The following is a 16,514-nucleotide window of genomic DNA, read 5'->3' on the forward strand; positions in this document are numbered from 1 at the left end:
GTTCCCTTGTGCAGAGTGACTGCACGGCAGTCACCGCGCCTTGTTCGCACGCAAAAGCGACTCGAGCGCGGACGTGCGATTCAATCAGCGTCTCCCTAGAAGTTTTCGGTGGAGGTGAACAGGCCGACGCGCAGGTCGTGGGCTTCGTAAATGGGACGCCCGTCGACCTCGACAATGCCGTCGCCGATGCCGAGCACCAGCTTGCGCGCGATCACCCGCTTCATGTCGATGCGGTAGGTGACCTTCTTCGCGGTGGGCAGCACCTGGCCGGTGAACTTGACCTCGCCCACGCCGAGGGCGCGGCCGCGACCGGGGTTGCCCAGCCAGGCGAGATAGAAGCCGACCAGCTGCCACATCGCGTCGAGCCCGAGGCAGCCGGGCATGACCGGATCGCCGGGGAAGTGGCAGGCGAAGAACCAGAGGTCGGGGTCGATGTCCAGTTCGGCGATCATCTGGCCCTTGCCGTGCTCGCCACCGTCGCTGTTGATGGTGGTGATCCGATCCATCATCAGCATGTTGGGTACGGGCAACTGGGCATTGCCCGGGCCGAACATGTTGCCGTAGCCACAGGCCAGGAGTTCATCGCGATCGTACTGGTTCTTCTGCATGAGAATGCCGCTCGGGGAAAAGGCCGGTATTGGACCGAAACCCGCGCGCAAAAGCAATTGTGGCGGGTTTCGGGGCAGGGCCAGCGGCGCCTGTGTCCAGGCTTGCAGACTCCCGGGGCAGCTACAGACGGGAGGCGCCGGGGCCGTACCTGAGCGCGCGGCCGGGTGCTGGCGCGGTGTCAGGCGTCGGCGGGGTAGCGCAGCAGTTCGGCGAGGGTGAAAAAGCGGTCGCCGCGCAGGTAGCCGGCCTGGACCTCGGCGATCAGGGCGCCGGGACGACCCTGAGCGTCGCGTTCGGCGACCCAGTGCGCCGGCACCGTGTCCAGCACATGGGTGCAGGCAAGGTGGCCGTTTTCCAGGTGGCTGGCGTGTACCTCGCCGGTCTGCCGGTCACGAAAGGCCGGGACCCAGCCAGCGGTAAATCCGGCATCCAGCCAGGACGGGTTTTCGGCACGGGCCGTTGGGGCGGCGGGCAGAAGGTCGAGGCTGAGCATGGCGAATTCTCCGGGGATTTAATCCGGATATCGGCCCCGGTGGCGCAAACTTGAGTGCCGCTGTGCGTGGTCGCGCGCAGGAGTCGGTTTGATCCGACATAATCGGGGCCGGTGCCGGGCCTGCGCAGTTGCACCGCTGAAGACGTGCACCGACCATGCCGGTGAGGCGCGCCCGGGACGGGTTGGCGCTGCCTGTACAAGAACAACAAGCAAGGGGTTGTCGTGGCCATCACTGTTTTGCTGTGGGTACTGGGGGTTGTTGTCGCGATCGTGGTGCTGGATCTTGCGCGGCGGCCTCTGCGGCGGCTGCTGGTGGGGCTGACCGGGGGGCTGACCCGGCTGGTTTGCGCGTTGCGGCGGCAGGTCCAGCATCTGCGGGACGCGGCCCATCACTGGCATCAGGCGCATCTGGCGCGGCTGGAGGCGGAACGTGTGCACGTCGCGGTGCATGCGCTGGAGCGGCGTTATGCCCGACTGGTGGGGCATGACCTGGCCGCGATCCCGGACCTGCGCCAGCAGGTGCACGAGACCCTGCGCGCGCTGGAGGATGCCTACACCCGGGACGAGGCGCGTCTGTCCGCCGAACCCGGCTGGGTGACGCGCCTGGAGGCGTTGGCGAATGCGCCGGTGGCCGATACGCCGCAGGGACAGCGCCTGGCGCAGGACATGCAGGAGACGATTCTGCGGATCGCAAGGCTGGGTATGGAGGAGCACCGCCAGATGGCACGGGGCCTGGTGTCGGCCAGGCGCCGTCTGGAGGCCCCGCTGCACGAACTGACCGGGCGGCTGGAACAGGTGCATCGACGCCTGGCGGATCTGCAGCGCCAGGGGGAGCGTCTGGACAACGGGCTTTCGCGCTGCGAGAGCCGCGACCACCCGGCGCGTCGGCAGTTGCCGGCCTACGCGCAGGCGGGCAGCCAATGGCTGGTGGGCGTGGCGGGGCTTGCGCTGACCGGGGTGGCGGTGGTGGTCTACCAGCGTCTGTTCGATCCGGCCCTGGGGGCGCAGTTTCCGGCCACCATGGAGGCCTCCGGCTTCGCCTTTCCGGACCTGGTGGTGGTGACCCTGCTGGGGGCGGCCGCGGTGGCGGGCTGGCTGCTGGCGGAGGCGCGCGGGGTGTCGCGGCTCCTGCCGCAGGCGATGATGGACGGCAGCGAGGGCCTGCGTCGGGCGCTGGTGGTGCTGGCCGGGCTGGTGCTGGCGGTGCTGGCGCTGGTCTCGGCCGTGGGCGGGTTCCATCTTGAGTGGGTCGCGTACCGCCAGGAGTTGATGGATACGCTGCTGGCGGGTGCGGAAGCGCCGCCGGCGAGTCTGAATCTGTTCGAACAATCGGTGGGCGCGGTCCTGGGGCTGCTGGTCCCACTGATTGTGGCCCTGGCGCCGGTGTGGCTGGTCGGACTCCTGCAGTCCACGCGGGTGATGCTCGGCGGCCTGCTGACGCTGGTACTGTCGCTGCTGGCGGGTATTCTGTACCTGCTGGCGGTGGCCGCCGCGCAGGTGCGGCGGCTGCTGCCGGTGGTGTTTGATCTGGTGACCCTGCCGTCGCGCGCGCTGCGCGAGCAGTTCATGTGACTCTCGAGTCATGTGAGTCCCGAGCCTCAACGGTAATGTGAACCCGTTCAACCCGCAGTGTGGCGTTGCGTGCGTCGGCCCCGGCCCGCTGTAGAATGCGGCGCCGGAGATCCCTGACCCAGCAAGAGATGGCAGCAGACATGACGATGAATCGGTGGTCGACACGCGCGATGGCGCTGGTCCTGGGTGGAATGCTGGTGCTGGCCTGGAGTGGCGCGGCAGCACAGCAGACCCGCTATGTCAGCGAGGAACTCGAGGTCGGGGTGCGCGGTGGCCCCTCGAACCAGAACCGCATTGTCAGTGCGGTGCGCGCCGGACAGCCGCTGACAGTGCTGGAGGCATCCGGCGATGGCTGGAGCCGGGTGCGGCTGCCCAGTGGCAACGAGGCGTGGATCCTGACCCGCTACCTGCAGGACGAGCCGCATTCGCGTGAGCGCCTGGCCGAGGTCGAGGCCGAGCTGGCCGAGATCCGCTCCGGTGCGGATGACCAGGAGGGACGGATCGCGGAGCTGCTGGACCGGCGCAACGCGCTCACGTCCGAGCGCGACGAGCTGCAGGCGCAGCTTGCGGACATGGAGACGGAGCTGGAGGAACTGCGGGATATTGCCTCGCGCCCCCAGGAGATCCAGCGGGAAAACCGGCGCCTGGAAGGCGATCTGGTCGAGGCGCGGGATGCCGCCGACGAGTTTCGTCGTCAGGTCGAGGTGATGCAGGCCGACAGCCAGCGCCGCTGGTTCATGACCGGAGCCCTGGTCACGGTGGGCTCGGTGATCCTCGGCATCATCCTGACCCGGATCCCCACCCGCCGGCGCCGCAGCGACTGGGTCTGACCGCGGTGGCTCCGCGCGCCGCGAGGCGATCGCGGCGCCGTCCGTCCGCGGGGAACCACCCGCTTCTTGCACGGTCCCATCGCAGTCGGTAGGCTTCCGCGTTCGTCTGCCAGGGGCCGCCATGCGCCGGCCTCGCTTTCGGCGACGGAAGAACTCCCCCTGCGTAACGCGACCGTTGCGCCCTTGGCCCGGAACTGAAAGGACTGAACTGGCCGGATGCTCTACGCGATTCTGTCAATATTTCTGGTGGCGGCGGTTGCCCCCGTGGTCCACCGTCTGACCGGCCGTGCCAGTGGCTGGGTGCTGGGCCTGCTCCCGGCGGCCCTGTTCGTCTATTTCCTGAGTTTCCTGCCGGCGGTCTCCAGCGGCGAGTCCATCGTGCTGGTCTGGCCATGGATGCCGGGGCTGGATATCCAGCTGTCGTTCCTGGTCGACGGCCTGTCGCTGCTGTTCGCGCTGCTGGTATCGGGTATCGGGTTCTTCATCGTCACCTACGCCGGGCGCTACCTGCAGGCGCACCGCGACCTCGGGCGTTTCTACGTGATTATCCTCGCCTTCATGGGCTCCATGCTGGGGCTGGTGCTGGCGGACAACCTGATTGCGCTGTTCGTGTTCTGGGAGCTGACCAGCATCACCTCCTACCTGCTGATCGGCTACAACCACGAGGACAAGGACGCCCGCAAGTACGCCCTGCAGGGTCTGTTCGTGACCGTGGGCGGCGGGCTGGCGCTGCTGGCTGGCATCATCATGCTCGCGATGGCCGGAGGGTCCTGGGAGCTGTCCGAGATCCTGAACAACGGCGACGTGGTGCGCGAACATGCGTTGTATCTGCCGCTGCTGCTCCTGATCCTGCTCGGGGCGTTTACCAAATCCGCCCAGGTGCCGTTCCATTTCTGGCTGCCGCGCGCGATGGCCGCGCCGACGCCGGTCTCGGCCTATCTGCATTCCGCGACCATGGTGAAGGCCGGTGTTTACCTGCTGGCGCGCCTGAATCCGTCGCTGGGCGGCACCGACATCTGGTTCACCACGCTGGCCCTGTTCGGCGCGGTCACCATGTTTACCGGCGTGTTCCTGGCGTTCCGGTCCACGGGCGTGAAGAAGGTGCTGGCGTATTCCACGGTGATGGCCCTGGGTACGCTGACCATGCTGATCGGGGTCGGCACCGAGACCGCGCTGCTGGCGGCGATGGCCTTCCTGCTGGCGCACTCGCTGTACAAGGGCGCGCTGTTCATGGTCGCCGGGATTCTCGATCACGAGGCCGGCGCGAAGGACTTCCTGCAGACCGGCGGGTTGCGCAGTGCACTGCCGGTGACGGCGGCGTTCGCGATCCTGGCCGCGCTGTCGCTGGGGGGCGTGATCCCGCTGTTCGGGTTTGTCGCCAAGGAGCTGATGCTGGAGGCGGTGCTTGACGCCCCGGGCCTGGTCGGCATCCTCAGCCTGTTCGCGGTGCTCACGGCCATCCTCGGGGTCGCGGTGGCGGCGATCGTCGGTATCCGGCCCTGGTTCGGCGCGCGCGCCGACACGCCGAAGACGCCGCAGCACGAGGCACCGGTGGCGATGTTGGCCGGGCCGGCGGTACTGGCCAGCTTGGGGCTGATCTTCGGCCTGGGGCCGGGCCTGGCCGACCAGGGCCTGATCAACGCCGCCGCGGCCAGCGTGCAGGGCGCACCGGTGGATGGCTATCTGGCGCTGTGGCACGGCATCAATCTGCCGCTGGCGATCTCGGCGTTCAGCCTGGTGGCCGGTGGGCTGCTGTACTGGCGCTGGGAGCAGGCGCGCCGGGCCCTGGCCTGGGTCGATCGCGCCGCGGAATACGGGCCGGAGAAGGGCTATTTCAAGATGATGGACGGCCTGGTCTGGATCTCCGAATGGCAGACCCGGGTCCTGCAGAACGGCTACCTGCGCTATTACGTGATCGTAACCGTGGCGATGACCGCCGGGCTGGTCGGGGTGACTGCCCAGCTGTTCGAGGTCAGCGTGGGCACGCTCCACTTCGAGCGCCTGCAGATCCACGAGATGGCGATCATCGCGATCCTGGTCGCGTCGATGCTGTTTGCGGTGCTGACGCGTTCGCGCCTGGGGGCGGTGGCAGCGCTGGGTTCGCTCGGCTTTACCGTGGCACTGGTCTACGTGCTCTACAGCGCCGCGGACGTTGGCATTACCCAGGTGCTGGTGGAGACGCTGACGGTGATCCTGCTGGTGCTGGTGCTGTTCCGTCTGCCCGGGTTCCTCAATCTGTCTTCGAGCGCACTGCGGGTGCGTGACGCCGGGATCGCGCTGGTGACCGGCGGGATGATCACCCTGCTGATCCTGAGCACCCTGGATGCGCGCCTGTTCCCGTCGATCTCGCAATACTTCATTGAGGAGTCGGAGCCGTCTGGCTACGGCCGCAATATCGTGAACGTGGTGCTGGTCGACTTCCGGGCGCTGGATACCCTGGGCGAGATCTTCGTGCTCGCGCTGGCCGCGATCGGGGTCTACGCGATGCTCCGCTTCCGCGCAGAGGACCGCCGATGAATATGCATTCGCTGATCCTGCGCACGGCGGGGCACTTCCTGCTGCCGCTGCTGCTGCTGTTTTCCGTGTTCCTGCTGCTGCGCGGGCACGACGAGCCGGGTGGCGGCTTTATCGGCGGATTGGTCGCCGCGGCCGCGATCGTGCTGTACCTGTTTTCGATGGACACCGAATCGGCGCGCAAGGTGCTGCGGGTTGATCCGCGCGACGTGCTGGGCGCGGGGATGGTGCTGGCGGTGCTCAGCACTATCCCCGGGGTGTTCCTCGGCCAGCCATTCTTCACCGCGCAGTGGTGGGAATTCACCGCACCGGTCTTTGGCGACATCAAGCTCTCGACCGTGCTGATCTTCGATATTGGCGTGTACCTGGTCGTGATCGGATCGGTGCTGACGATCATGCTCAACCTGGCGGAGGCGGAAGACTGATGGAAGTCGTCATGGCCTTCGTGGTCGGCGGCCTGTATGCCGCGGCCATCTACATGATGCTGCGCCGCTCGATCGTGAAGCTGGTGATCGGGCTGGTGCTGCTGTCGAATGCGGCCAATCTGCTGATCTTCACCGTGGCCGGGATGAAGTCTGGGGCCCCGCCCCTGATCCCGCCGGGCATGACCGTGCCCGATGGCGCATCGGCCGACCCGCTGGCACAGGCCGTGGTGCTGACCGCGATCGTGATTGGTTTCGGTGTGCTGGCGTTTGCCGTGGTGCTGATTCACCGCGCCTACGAGGTGGTGAAGGCGGATGACATGGACCAGATGAAGGACACGGATCGATGAATATGTCCGTTGCCCTGCCGGTCATCCTGCCGCTGTTCTTTGGCGCGCTGTCGGTGATGTTCTGGCGCTCGCATTTCGCGCAGCGCTCGCTGGGCGTGCTCGGCACCGGCGCGATGCTGCTGGCCACGATCTGGCTGCTGATGGAGACCTGGGAGCATGGCCACGTGGTCATGGAGATGGGCTCCTGGCCGGCGCCGTTCGGGATCGTGCTGGTCTCCGACATGCTGGCGGCGATCATGGTGGTGCTGACCGGCATCATCGGGTTCGCGACCGCGATCTACTCGCTTTCCGGCATCGGCAAGATGTCGGAGAAATTCGGCTACTACCCGCTGCTGCACCTGCTGCTGGCGGGGGTCAACGGGGCCTTCCTGACCGGCGACATCTTCAACCTCTACGTGTGGTTCGAGGTGATGCTGGTGGCGTCCTTCGCGCTGCTGATCCTGGGAGGCGAACGCTCGCAGATGGAGGGGGCGATCAAGTACGTCACCCTGAACCTGCTGTCGTCGATGATCTTCCTGACCGCGATCGGTCTGACCTACGGCCTGACCGGTACGCTGAACATGGCAGACATCGGCGCCAAGCTCGCCACCGTCGAGGACACCGGCCTGGTGACGGTGATCGCGATGCTCTACCTGGTCGCGTTCGGGGTGAAGGCGGCGGCGTTCCCGTTCTTCTTCTGGCTGCCGGCGTCCTATCACACGCCCAAGGTCGCGGTCTCCGCGCTGTTCGCGGGCCTGCTGACCAAGGTCGGTGTGTACGCGCTGTTCAGGGTGTTCACCCTGATCTTCAATCAGGAGGTGGACTACACCCACGAGATCCTGTTGTGGGTGGCCGCGGGCACCATGCTGACCGGCGTGCTCGGGGCCGCCGCGCACTACGAGTTCCGGCGCATCCTGTCGTTTCACATCATCAGCCAGATCGGCTACATGATCATGGGCCTGGCGCTGTTCACGCCGCTGGCCCTGGTGGGCGGGGTGTTCTACATCATGCACCACATCATCGTGAAGGCGAATCTGTTCCTGATCAGTGGTATCACCTTCGTGATGAAGGGGACCCACGAGCTGCGCCAGATGGGCGGGATCTACCGAACCAACCCGATCCTCGGCGTGCTGTTCCTGATCCCGGCGCTGTCGCTGGCCGGCATGCCGCCGCTGTCCGGCTTCTTCGCCAAGTTCATCATCATCCGCGCCGGTATCGAGGCGGAGGCCTACTGGGTGGTAGCGGTCGCGCTGGTGGTCGGCCTGCTGACGCTGTATTCGATGATCAAGATCTGGGCCGAGGTATTCTGGAAGGCACAGCCGGAAGGGGTCGAGGGCGAGATCCATGACGTGAGCTCCGGGCCGATGATCTGGATGTGGATTCCGGTGATCATGCTGGCCATGATGACCATCGCCATCGGCCTGTACGGCGAGCCGATCTACCAGATGGCCCTGATGTCGGCCGAGCAGCTGCTGGATCCGTCGCAGTACATCGAGGCCGTCCTGGGGGTGCAGGAATGATCGCGCTGACCTGGAATATCGCGCTGGCCCTGATCTGGGTGTTCCTGACCGGGACCTTCACCACCGGGAACCTGCTGATCGGGTTCTTCCTGGGCTATGTCCTGCTGGCCTTTGCGCTGCGGGACAAGCCGGCCTTCGCCGGCTATGCGCGCCGGGTGCCGCGCTTCATCGCGTTCATCGGCTACTTCCTGTGGGAACTGTTCCTGTCGAACCTGAAGGTCGCCTACGACGTGATGACGCCGACCCACCACATGGTGCCGGGCGTGATCGCCTTCCCGCTGGATGCGAAGAGCGACGGGGAGATCACCATCGTCGCCAATCTGATCTCGCTGACCCCGGGCACCCTGAGCCTGGACGTCTCCACCGACAAGAAGGTGTTGTACATCCACGTGATGTACCTGGACGATCGCGATGCGGTGATCCGCTCCATCAAGTACCTGGAACACCGCGCACTGGAGGTCCTGCGCTAGCGGGGAGGTCCGATGTTCGATATCGCCATCATTGCTGCCAACGTGCTGCTGAGCATCGCCCTGGTGCTCGGCTTCTGGCGCCTGTACCTCGGGCCGACCCTGCCGGACCGCGTGGTGGCGCTGGAGCTGATCGCGTCGCTGACCATCGGCTACATCGCGGTGTATGTGATCTCCAGTGGCCGCACCCCGTTCGTGGACGTGGCCATGGTGCTGGCGCTGACCGCGTTCCTGGCGGCGGTGGGTTTTGCCCGCTATCTGGAAAAGGGAGGGCACCGCGACGATGACTGAGTTCTTCACGGGACTGTTTCTGGTGGTGGGCGCCGCATTCATGGTGGTGGCGGCACTGGGCCTGGTGCGCATGCCCGACCTGCCGATGCGCCTGCACGCGACCACCAAGGCGGGTGTGCTGGGTGCCGGCCTGATGATGGTCGGGGTGGCGGTGTACTTCGGTGATGGCGGCGTGACCACCCGCGCGGTGGCGGTGATCGGCTTCCTGCTGCTGACCGCGCCGGTGGCCGCCCACGCGATCGGGCGCGCGGGCTACTTTGTCGGGGTGCCGCTGTGGGAGCACAGCAAGACCGACGAGCTCAAGGGCCGCTACGACGAAAAGACCCACACCCTCGAATCACCGCCGGAGATGCACGAGCCCGCCGCCAAGGACGACGCCTCGCATTGAGCCCGACTGGCACCGGCACCTCCAGCGAGCCCCGTGGCCATGCCGCGGGGCTCGTTCGTTTGGGGCCCGCGCGGCCGGAGCGAGAGGACACTGCGTTCAGAGGTCACGCGGTCATTCCGGCCGGAGTGAAGGGCAGAGCCGGGATCTCGAGCGTCAGAAGAACCCGGATGCTCGAGATGTCCACCGGTTCAGCACACTCCTACAGGGGGCTAGGGCAGCCTGGGCGGGGCAGCTTGCAAAAAAAACCGGGGCAGCAGGGCCCCGGCAAGCAGTACAGTCGTTGGAGAGACGGCTGTTTTGTGGATCGTTCGCGGCTCAGGCCGCGTGGGCTTCCTTGGCCTTGCGTGCGGCCTCGGCCTCTTCCGGCGAGTAGGCGGCACCCGACCAGAGCATCTCGTAGGCGATCTCCTCGTTACCGTTTTCGCACAGCTCGAGGACATCCTGGAACAGCGGCTGGAAGGTCTCGCTGCGGTGCGAGGCCTCGTGTTCCTCCATGCTGCGCCAGAAGGTGATGATCAGGGCCTCCTTGTCTTTCAGCGGGCTCTCAACGGCCTGGCCGATGGTGGAGCCCTCGTTGGAGACCGCGCCGGAGTTGAGCGACACGAAGCCGCCGACGAAACCGGTGTCCGAGTGGTAGGTCTTCACGTTCTCGCAGAGCACCGCGACGCGTTCCTGCAGGTCGTCAATGCTGTACTCCGGCTTCAGGATCACGCGATTGATGGTGACCACGCCGTCGCTCGGGAAGTTGTTGATCAGCTGGCTCATGACGTCCTCCTTTTGCTAGGGAAGGGTGCCCGTCGGGGGCACGGGGTAGTCATTCAGTTAGTAAGCAACTTCTAATTGAAGTTCCTGAGCAATCTAATCAGGTATTCCGGGGCGGCCAATATGACCCAAAAACCGTAGGGTCCAATCCTCCGCAGTGACGGAGAGGGCGGGTTGAAAGGTGGCGCCGGGCGATGAAAACGCGGGTCTTGCGCGGCGCGCGCGCACCGTATAACGTATATTCCAACGAATATTGGAATATGTGTGATGTCCGGACGTGACCTCAAGGATCTCCTGTACGAACAGGTGGCCCGCATCGCGCGGGCGGCGGCCAGCCCCAAGCGGTTGGAGCTGATCGAGATCCTCGTGCAGGGGGAGAAGAGCGTCGAACAACTGGCGGCCGACGCGGAGATCAGCGTGAAACTGGCCAGCGCCCACCTGAAGGAGCTGCGCCTGGCGCGGCTGGTCGAGGCGCGGCGCGAGGGTCGGCGCATGTTCTACCGCCTGGTCGATCGGCATGTCGCCGACTTCTGGGTGATGTTGCGCACACTGGCCGAAGAACGGCTGCTGGAGCTGCAGGCCGCCACCCGCGAGATCGCCGAGGGCGGCGGCGATCTGGCCCCCATGGCGGGGGAACAGCTACTCGAGCGGGCGCGGCGCGGCGAGGTGATCGTGCTCGACGTGCGTCCGGGCATGGAATACGCCAACGCCCATCTCCCCTATGCCCGCTCCATCCCCGTCAGCGAATTGCGCGACCGGCTGGGCGAATTGCCGGCCGACCGGCCGGTGGTGGCGTACTGCCGTGGACCGTACTGCCTGATGGCGAGCGAGGCCGTAGCGATTCTCGCGCGGTCCGGTTTTCAGGCCAGTCGTCTCGAGGATGGCGTTGCCGAATGGCGCTACCAGGGCTTGCCGCTCGCCACCGCGGCTCATGACAGCGAGGAGTGCACCGAGTGACGGACTACCACCACAAGGCCGCGGAGGCCTATGACCACCTGACCCACGGGATCCGCGAGAATCTGGGACAGTTCGGGCAGCAGCTCATTCAGGTCTTTTTTGTCGGCCTGACGATCGGGATGATGCGCACTGTGATCCCGGCACTGGCCGAGGACGAGTTCGGCGTGGCCGAGGGCTCGTTCATGCTGCTGACGGCCTTCGTGGTTGCCTTTGGGGTGGTCAAGGGGGCGCTGAATTTCGTCGCCGGACGCCTGTCCGAGCGGCTCGGGCGCAAGACGGTGCTGATGCTGGGCTGGATGGCGGCGATCCCGATCCCGTTCATGATCCTGTATGCGCCCTCGTGGAACTGGATCGTCGCGGCCACCATCCTGCTGGGGATGAATCAGGGCCTGGCCTGGTCGATGACCCAGACCGCGAAGATGGACATCACCCGCAGTGACGAACGCGGCTTCACCATGGGCATGAACGAGTTTTCCGGTTACGTCGGCGTGGCCGTGGCCGGGATCGTGACCGGCTATCTGGCCGCCGCCCTGGGTCCGCGGATGGGACTGTTCGTGTTCGGTGTGGTGGTGATCGTGATCGCCATCCTGATGACCGCGATCTGGGTGCGCGAGACACTGGATTGGGCCCGGGCCGAGGGCGCGCGTCACGCGGCCGGGCGCAGCACCGGGCCGACCCCGCGCTTCCCCCGCAATATCGCCGACCGTCCCGGCACCTGGGAGGTGTTCACGCTGGTGTCCTGGCGTGACCGGCGCATGGCGGCGTTCAGCCAGGCGGGGCTGGTGGAGAAGTTCGTGGATGCGCTGGTGTGGGTGTTCTACCCCGTGTTCCTTTACCAGCAGGGGCTGGGACTGGCCGCGATCGGCTGGGTGGTGGGCATCTACGGGTTCGTCTGGGGTGGTTCGCAGTTCATGACCGGGCGGCTGTCGGATCATATCGGCAGGCTGCGGCCGATCATCTGGGGCATGTGGATCTGTGGCGGCGGGGTCGCCCTGACCCTGCTCGGCGAGGGCGTGCTGTGGTGGTCGTTCGCGGCCGCGGTGACCGGGTTCGGCATGGCGCTCCTGTACCCGAATCTCAGCGCCGCGGTGGCGGATATCGCGCACCCGAACTGGCGTGGCTCGGCAATCGGGACCTACCGCTTCTGGCGCGATCTGGGCTACGGCGTGGGTGCGCTGGGGCTCGGGATCGTGGCCCATGTCGGCGGCACGGTCACCTGGGGCTTCTGGTTCGTGGCGATCGCGATGTTCGCCTCCGGGGCCGTGGTCTGGTGGTGGGGCGAGGAGACCCATCCGCGCCTGAACCCGGATGACTGAGCGCCTGCGGCCGCGGTCGGACCGGCACCGGCAGGGCTACCAGCGGGCCTTGTCCCACATGTCCGGGTTGGCCCAGAAACGCGCGTTCAGCCAGTCCGGCGTCAGCTTGTAGTCGTACAGGCTGGTGCGGTAGACGGCGTGATCCGGGAGTACGGTCTCGGCATCCGGGTCGCGGCGGAACCCGAGCGCCAGGAACTCGTTCAGGCCCCAGCGGTGATCGTCCAGTCGGTGCAGGATCAGGACCTCGTCGGCCCAGCGGTCGCGCAGTCCGCCGAGCAGCTGCTGGCCGGTTGCGGGGTCCAGGGCGCTCAGCGTATCCAGCAGCAGCACCAGCGGCACCCGCTGTTGCGGCGGCGCGTCGAGGAAGTCGGCCACCGCAAGCGGTTCCAGCCCGTCCGGAATGCCGTCCGGGGCCGGCTCCGCGACCAGCAGCACGGCGCGGCCGTCGCGCAGGCGGCGTGGCAGGTGTCGGCGCAGGGCTTCAAGATCCAGCAAGGCGTGCCTCCGGTGGGGCCCCGTTCGGGGCCGCGTTCGTTATACTCTAATGTACTCGAACACCTTCCGCGGAACCGTCAAAAGGAAGCCCTTCATGTCCAAGGAACTGCTGACCGAATTCCTCTCCAAACACCCAATCTCGGCGTCCCTGACGCCGGCCGAGGTCGAAGTCCTGCTCGAGTATCTGGAAGTGGTGGAGACCCATCACAAGCAGGTGATCGCCGACATCGGCGAGGTCGGGGAGTCGCTGTTCTTCGTGGTCAGCGGGACCGCCGCGCTGTACCACGACGACGGCAGCCAGGAGATCGAGGTCGGCCGCATGCAGACCGGCGAGCTGGCGGGGTCCATGTCGTTCTTCGACCGCGTGCCGCGTGGCGTGCGCATGCGTGCCCTGAGCGACAATACCCGCCTGTTGCGCCTGTCGCGCTCCATGTACGACCGCCTGCGTGTCGAGCAGCCGTACATCGCGGTGAACCTGCTCGAGTTTGCCATCATCAGCCTGGATCACCTGATCCGCCGGGTCTCCGAGGACGTGGCCACCTACGCCCACTATCTCTACTCCCCGGGCAAGAAGTAACCCCGGTCGCGGGCGGAGACTCTCGTGCTCGCCACCCTGCAGACGATCGCCGAGCACCTGCTGCTGCCGCCCGGGCTGGGCATCACGCTGACCCTTGTGGGCGTGGCCCTGTGGCGCGCCGACTGGCGGGGCGGGCGGGCGCTGCTCGCCCTGGGCCTGCTGGCGCTGGTGCTGCCAAGCCTGAACATCGTGGCCCAGCCGCTGGCCCACAGCATCGAGCGTGACCTGCGCGACGGCGTGATCGCGGTGGGCCGGGCCGATGCCATTGTGGTGCTGGGGGGTGGCCGCTGGCCCGGGCGCGCCGAGGACGGCGGGCGTGACGCCTTGAATCCGCAGACCCACGAGCGCCTGCGACATGCGGCGCGGCTGCACCGCGATACCGGGTTGCCGATCCTGGTCTCCGGCGGGCGTCCGGGTGCCTTGCCGGGCCGGCGCTCCGAGGCCGAGCTGATGGCGGCGAGCCTGCAGGGCGATCTGGGGGTGCCGGTGCGCTGGCTGGAGAACACCTCGCGCAACACCTGCGAGAACGCCTCCCACACCCGCCAGCGACTCGAGAACAGTGATGTGCAGCGGGTACTGGTGGTGACCCAGGCGCTGCATCTGCCGCGTGCACTGGCCTGCTTCGAGCGCGCGGGACTGGCCGCCGACCCGGCCCCGGCCGGCTTTCGCGGCCCGACCGGCGACCCGATGCGGGTCGAGGACTTCCTGCCGCGACTGGACGCCCTGGAGACCTCCCGCTTCGCCCTGCGCGAGTGGCTGGCGCGTCTGGCGCGCCCGCTGCGCGATCGCCTGCCGGAGCGGGGCGACCCGGCCTGATGCACGCGCGGCGCGGTGCACCGGGTGCAGTGGCCGCGGCGGCCGGGCTGGTGCTTTTCCTGCTGTCGGGGGCGGCGATGGCCGCCGAATCCGCATCGGCTGCCGGCGGTATCCAACTCGACCTGCAGATCGAATCCCTGCTGCGCGAGGATCTCGATGCCCGCGGCCTGAGTACGCGGGTGGAATGGACGCGCGAAGGCCTGTCGCTGGAAATCCGCGCGGAACGCGTCGAGCTTCCCGCCCCGATCGGGACCCTGCGACGACTGCGGGTGGAATGTGGCGACCTGCGGCTCGGCCGTACCGAGGTCCGCTGCGAGGCCGCCCGACTCTGGGGGGATGCCGGGGATCTGGAGCTGCGCGGCGCGCGGGTGCGCCTGGTCTGGGGCCGCGAGAGCGGTCAGCTGACCCTGGCGGGCGCCTGGCCGGGCTGGTTCGGGGCCAGCGGGGATGTTCGTGTGCACCGCGACCCGGCGCGCGGCTGGGATGTGCGGGCCGATCTCGACGGCATTGATCTGGCGGCGCTGGCCGCCTCCCCGCGCCTGCCGATGGAGCTGCCCGTGCACCTTGGCCAGGGCCGGGCGGATGTCGCGCTGCGCTGGCGTGAACGCGGCCGTTCGGAAGGCACCCTGCGGGTCCATGACCTCGCCTTCAGCGATGACCTCGGGCTCCAGGCGGGCGAGGAGCTGGATGCGCGACTGTGGGTCGCGGGGGACGCGAACGGCTGGGATGTGGAGGCGGCCGTGACGGCAGGCGTGGTGTTCGTGGATCCCTGGTTCGTGGATCTCGACGCCGAGGGGCCGGTCGCGCTGGAGGCCCGTGGCCTGGTGGCGGACGCCGACAACGGCTCGGCGCGCACGGATTCGCTCTCGCTGGACTATGGGGCGGCGGCGGCCCTGCAGGGGCAGGACCTGGCGTTCGCGCCCGGGCGCGGGCTGGAGGGCCGGGTCCAGGCGGAGATCGCGGCGCTGGGGGTGATCTACGACACCCTGCTGTCGCCCTGGCTGGTGGGGACCCCGCTGGGCGAGCTGGATGTCGCGGGTCACCTGGCGGGCGAGATCGAACTGCAGGATTCCATGCCGCGTTACATGCGTGCGGAGTGGTCCGGGGTGGAGGCGCAGGATCGTCGGGGTCGCTTCGGTCTCAGTGGGGCGCGGGGTGGACTCGACTGGTCGGACTCGGTGCCGGGCGGTCCGGGGCGCATCGAAGTGGATGCCGCCCATCTCTACGGGCTCCCGTTCGATGCCTTCAGCGCGCAGGTGCGGGCGCGGCCACAGGGACTGGAGTTACTGGAGGCGACCGAGATCCCGATCCTCGACGGTGGGCTGCGGGTCGGGGCCTTCAGTCTGCAGCAGACGGAGACCGGGCCGGATGTGCAGTTTCAGGGCGGCATCCGGGCCATCAGCCTGGAGCCGTTGACCGAGGTGCTGGGATGGCCCCGGTTCTCCGGGCAGGTGGCGGGAATGATCCCGCGCGTCCGCCTGGAGGATGGCGACCTGAACGTGGACGGGCGGTTGCTGGTGCAGGTGTTTGACGGCGAGGTGGTGCTGCGTGATGTCTATATCCACGATCTGTTCGGATACGCCCCGGAGCTGGGGCTGTCGACGCAGATCCAGCGCCTGGACCTGGAGCTGGTCACCCGTGCCTTCGATTTCGGGCGTATCCAGGGCCGTCTGTCGGGCCACGTGAACGACCTGGTGATGGTGGACTGGTCGCCGGTGCATATGGATCTGGAGCTGATGACGCCGATGGATGCGCCGGGGCGACGGCGCATCAGCCAGCGCGCGGTGGAGAACATCACCGAGCTGGGCGGGGGGATCCAGGCGGCGGCGTCGTCGATCTTCCTGCGCTTTTTCGAGAACTTCAGCTATCGCCGCCTGGGCTTTCGCTGCGAGCTGCGCGGGGACGTATGCACCGCCTCCGGCGTCGCGGACCGTGCCGATGGCGGCTTTGTGCTGGTGCAGGGCGGCGGGCTGCCGCAGATCCAGGTGATTGGCTACAACCGCCGCGTCGACTGGCCCGAGCTGATCCATCGGCTGGAGAGCATCCAGGCGGGGGAGGGGCCGGTCATGCAGTGACCAGCGCCGGCGTTTGGTTGCGGTTCAGCATGATGGTGTAGATTGGGAGGCATGCGGGAATCACCCGCCTTAACACGGGAA

Annotated in this window: 18 protein-coding genes; 14 read left to right on the forward strand and 4 right to left on the reverse strand. The window is 67.3% G+C overall.

The window, feature by feature from the left end; translation table 11 throughout:
• Positions 1 to 95: 95 nt before the first annotated feature.
• Together fabA and D000_RS0106860 are read right to left on the reverse strand one after the other, a co-directional pair.
• Positions 96 to 608, reverse strand: a complete 513-nt coding sequence (gene fabA, locus D000_RS0106855) for a 3-hydroxyacyl-[acyl-carrier-protein] dehydratase FabA (protein WP_018872795.1) — start codon at positions 606 to 608, stop codon at positions 96 to 98.
• 179 nt (positions 609 to 787) lie between these two features.
• Positions 788 to 1,102 (reverse strand): hypothetical protein, encoded by a 315-nt coding sequence (locus tag D000_RS0106860; RefSeq protein WP_018872796.1) that lies wholly within the window; start codon positions 1,100 to 1,102, stop codon positions 788 to 790.
• A 237-nt stretch (positions 1,103 to 1,339) separates the two neighbouring features.
• On the opposite strand from D000_RS0106860, the gene D000_RS0106865 reads away from it, so the two are divergent.
• From D000_RS0106865 to mnhG, 9 genes are all read left to right on the forward strand, one after another.
• On the forward strand, positions 1,340 to 2,674 hold the full coding sequence (locus tag D000_RS0106865) for a hypothetical protein (RefSeq protein WP_018872797.1): 1,335 nt from the start codon (positions 1,340 to 1,342) through the stop codon (positions 2,672 to 2,674).
• Positions 2,675 to 2,802: 128 nt separating this feature from the next.
• Complete coding sequence (locus D000_RS0106870; protein WP_051074946.1) at positions 2,803 to 3,504, forward strand: TIGR04211 family SH3 domain-containing protein; 702 nt, start codon at positions 2,803 to 2,805, stop codon at positions 3,502 to 3,504.
• A gap of 216 nt (positions 3,505 to 3,720) precedes the next feature.
• Positions 3,721 to 6,021 carry a putative monovalent cation/H+ antiporter subunit A gene (locus D000_RS0106875; RefSeq protein ID WP_018872799.1) on the forward strand — a complete coding sequence of 767 codons (2,301 nt, stop codon included), beginning with the start codon at positions 3,721 to 3,723 and terminating at the stop codon, positions 6,019 to 6,021.
• A complete protein-coding gene (locus tag D000_RS0106880; protein ID WP_018872800.1) occupies positions 6,018 to 6,443 on the forward strand; it encodes a Na+/H+ antiporter subunit B in 426 nt (141 codons plus the stop codon). The genes D000_RS0106875 and D000_RS0106880 overlap by 4 nt, the downstream gene beginning before the upstream one ends.
• Complete coding sequence (locus D000_RS0106885) at positions 6,443 to 6,790, forward strand: Na+/H+ antiporter subunit C (protein ID WP_018872801.1); 348 nt, start codon at positions 6,443 to 6,445, stop codon at positions 6,788 to 6,790. The genes D000_RS0106880 and D000_RS0106885 overlap by 1 nt, the downstream gene beginning before the upstream one ends.
• Positions 6,787 to 8,289, forward strand: a complete 1,503-nt coding sequence (locus D000_RS0106890) for a Na+/H+ antiporter subunit D (protein ID WP_018872802.1) — start codon at positions 6,787 to 6,789, stop codon at positions 8,287 to 8,289. Before D000_RS0106885 ends, D000_RS0106890 begins: the two co-directional genes overlap by 4 nt.
• Complete coding sequence (locus D000_RS0106895; protein WP_018872803.1) at positions 8,286 to 8,759, forward strand: Na+/H+ antiporter subunit E; 474 nt, start codon at positions 8,286 to 8,288, stop codon at positions 8,757 to 8,759. Before D000_RS0106890 ends, D000_RS0106895 begins: the two co-directional genes overlap by 4 nt.
• Positions 8,760 to 8,771: 12 nt before the next feature.
• On the forward strand, positions 8,772 to 9,047 hold the full coding sequence (locus D000_RS0106900) for a monovalent cation/H+ antiporter complex subunit F (RefSeq protein ID WP_018872804.1): 276 nt from the start codon (positions 8,772 to 8,774) through the stop codon (positions 9,045 to 9,047).
• Positions 9,040 to 9,435 carry a monovalent cation/H(+) antiporter subunit G gene (gene mnhG, locus D000_RS0106905; protein WP_018872805.1) on the forward strand — a complete coding sequence of 132 codons (396 nt, stop codon included), beginning with the start codon at positions 9,040 to 9,042 and terminating at the stop codon, positions 9,433 to 9,435. The genes D000_RS0106900 and mnhG overlap by 8 nt, the downstream gene beginning before the upstream one ends.
• 315 nt (positions 9,436 to 9,750) lie before the next feature.
• On the opposite strand, the gene D000_RS0106910 is transcribed toward mnhG, so the two are convergent.
• The gene (locus D000_RS0106910) at positions 9,751 to 10,200 is read right to left on the reverse strand and encodes a hypothetical protein (protein ID WP_018872806.1); all 450 of its coding nucleotides are present in this window, start codon (positions 10,198 to 10,200) and stop codon (positions 9,751 to 9,753) included.
• A gap of 255 nt (positions 10,201 to 10,455) precedes the next feature.
• Here D000_RS0106910 and D000_RS0106915 point away from each other — a divergent pair, with 255 nt between their 5' ends.
• Together D000_RS0106915 and D000_RS0106920 are read left to right on the forward strand one after the other, a co-directional pair.
• Positions 10,456 to 11,154 (forward strand): metalloregulator ArsR/SmtB family transcription factor, encoded by a 699-nt coding sequence (locus tag D000_RS0106915; protein WP_026279822.1) that lies wholly within the window; start codon positions 10,456 to 10,458, stop codon positions 11,152 to 11,154.
• Positions 11,151 to 12,470, forward strand: coding sequence for an MFS transporter (locus D000_RS0106920; protein ID WP_018872808.1), 1,320 nt, complete (start codon positions 11,151 to 11,153; stop codon positions 12,468 to 12,470). Before D000_RS0106915 ends, D000_RS0106920 begins: the two co-directional genes overlap by 4 nt.
• Before the next feature lie 36 nt (positions 12,471 to 12,506).
• Here the strand turns inward: D000_RS0106920 and D000_RS0106925 are convergent, their stop codons facing one another.
• Positions 12,507 to 12,965 (reverse strand): DUF6231 family protein, encoded by a 459-nt coding sequence (locus tag D000_RS0106925; protein WP_018872809.1) that lies wholly within the window; start codon positions 12,963 to 12,965, stop codon positions 12,507 to 12,509.
• Between the two features lie 94 nt (positions 12,966 to 13,059).
• On the opposite strand from D000_RS0106925, the gene D000_RS0106930 reads away from it, so the two are divergent.
• Genes D000_RS0106930 through D000_RS0106940 form a run of 3 tightly spaced genes read left to right on the forward strand, consistent with a single transcriptional unit; the run spans position 13,060 to position 16,433 of the window.
• On the forward strand, positions 13,060 to 13,542 hold the full coding sequence (locus D000_RS0106930; RefSeq protein ID WP_018866896.1) for a Crp/Fnr family transcriptional regulator: 483 nt from the start codon (positions 13,060 to 13,062) through the stop codon (positions 13,540 to 13,542).
• A gap of 24 nt (positions 13,543 to 13,566) precedes the next feature.
• Positions 13,567 to 14,358 carry a YdcF family protein gene (locus D000_RS0106935; RefSeq protein WP_018872810.1) on the forward strand — a complete coding sequence of 264 codons (792 nt, stop codon included), beginning with the start codon at positions 13,567 to 13,569 and terminating at the stop codon, positions 14,356 to 14,358.
• Entirely contained in the window at positions 14,358 to 16,433 is a 2,076-nt protein-coding gene (locus D000_RS0106940) for a hypothetical protein (protein ID WP_018872811.1), read from the forward strand. Before D000_RS0106935 ends, D000_RS0106940 begins: the two co-directional genes overlap by 1 nt.
• Positions 16,434 to 16,514: the final 81 nt, after the last annotated feature.

Source organism: Thioalkalivibrio sp. ALJ16, assembly GCF_000377345.1.
Lineage (GTDB): Bacteria > Pseudomonadota > Gammaproteobacteria > Ectothiorhodospirales > Ectothiorhodospiraceae > Thioalkalivibrio.

Coding starts and splice junctions, on each gene's coding strand:
- fabA (WP_018872795.1), bottom strand. CDS start 608: ATGCAGAAGAACCAGTACGATCGCGATGAACTCCTGGCCTGTGGCTAC.
- D000_RS0106860 (WP_018872796.1), bottom strand. CDS start 1,102: ATGCTCAGCCTCGACCTTCTGCCCGCCGCCCCAACGGCCCGTGCCGAA.
- D000_RS0106870 (WP_051074946.1), top strand. CDS start 2,803: ATGGCAGCAGACATGACGATGAATCGGTGGTCGACACGCGCGATGGCG.
- D000_RS0106875 (WP_018872799.1), top strand. CDS start 3,721: ATGCTCTACGCGATTCTGTCAATATTTCTGGTGGCGGCGGTTGCCCCC.
- D000_RS0106880 (WP_018872800.1), top strand. CDS start 6,018: ATGAATATGCATTCGCTGATCCTGCGCACGGCGGGGCACTTCCTGCTG.
- D000_RS0106885 (WP_018872801.1), top strand. CDS start 6,443: ATGGAAGTCGTCATGGCCTTCGTGGTCGGCGGCCTGTATGCCGCGGCC.
- D000_RS0106890 (WP_018872802.1), top strand. CDS start 6,787: ATGAATATGTCCGTTGCCCTGCCGGTCATCCTGCCGCTGTTCTTTGGC.
- D000_RS0106895 (WP_018872803.1), top strand. CDS start 8,286: ATGATCGCGCTGACCTGGAATATCGCGCTGGCCCTGATCTGGGTGTTC.
- D000_RS0106900 (WP_018872804.1), top strand. CDS start 8,772: ATGTTCGATATCGCCATCATTGCTGCCAACGTGCTGCTGAGCATCGCC.
- mnhG (WP_018872805.1), top strand. CDS start 9,040: ATGACTGAGTTCTTCACGGGACTGTTTCTGGTGGTGGGCGCCGCATTC.
- D000_RS0106910 (WP_018872806.1), bottom strand. CDS start 10,200: ATGAGCCAGCTGATCAACAACTTCCCGAGCGACGGCGTGGTCACCATC.
- D000_RS0106930 (WP_018866896.1), top strand. CDS start 13,060: ATGTCCAAGGAACTGCTGACCGAATTCCTCTCCAAACACCCAATCTCG.
- D000_RS0106940 (WP_018872811.1), top strand. CDS start 14,358: ATGCACGCGCGGCGCGGTGCACCGGGTGCAGTGGCCGCGGCGGCCGGG.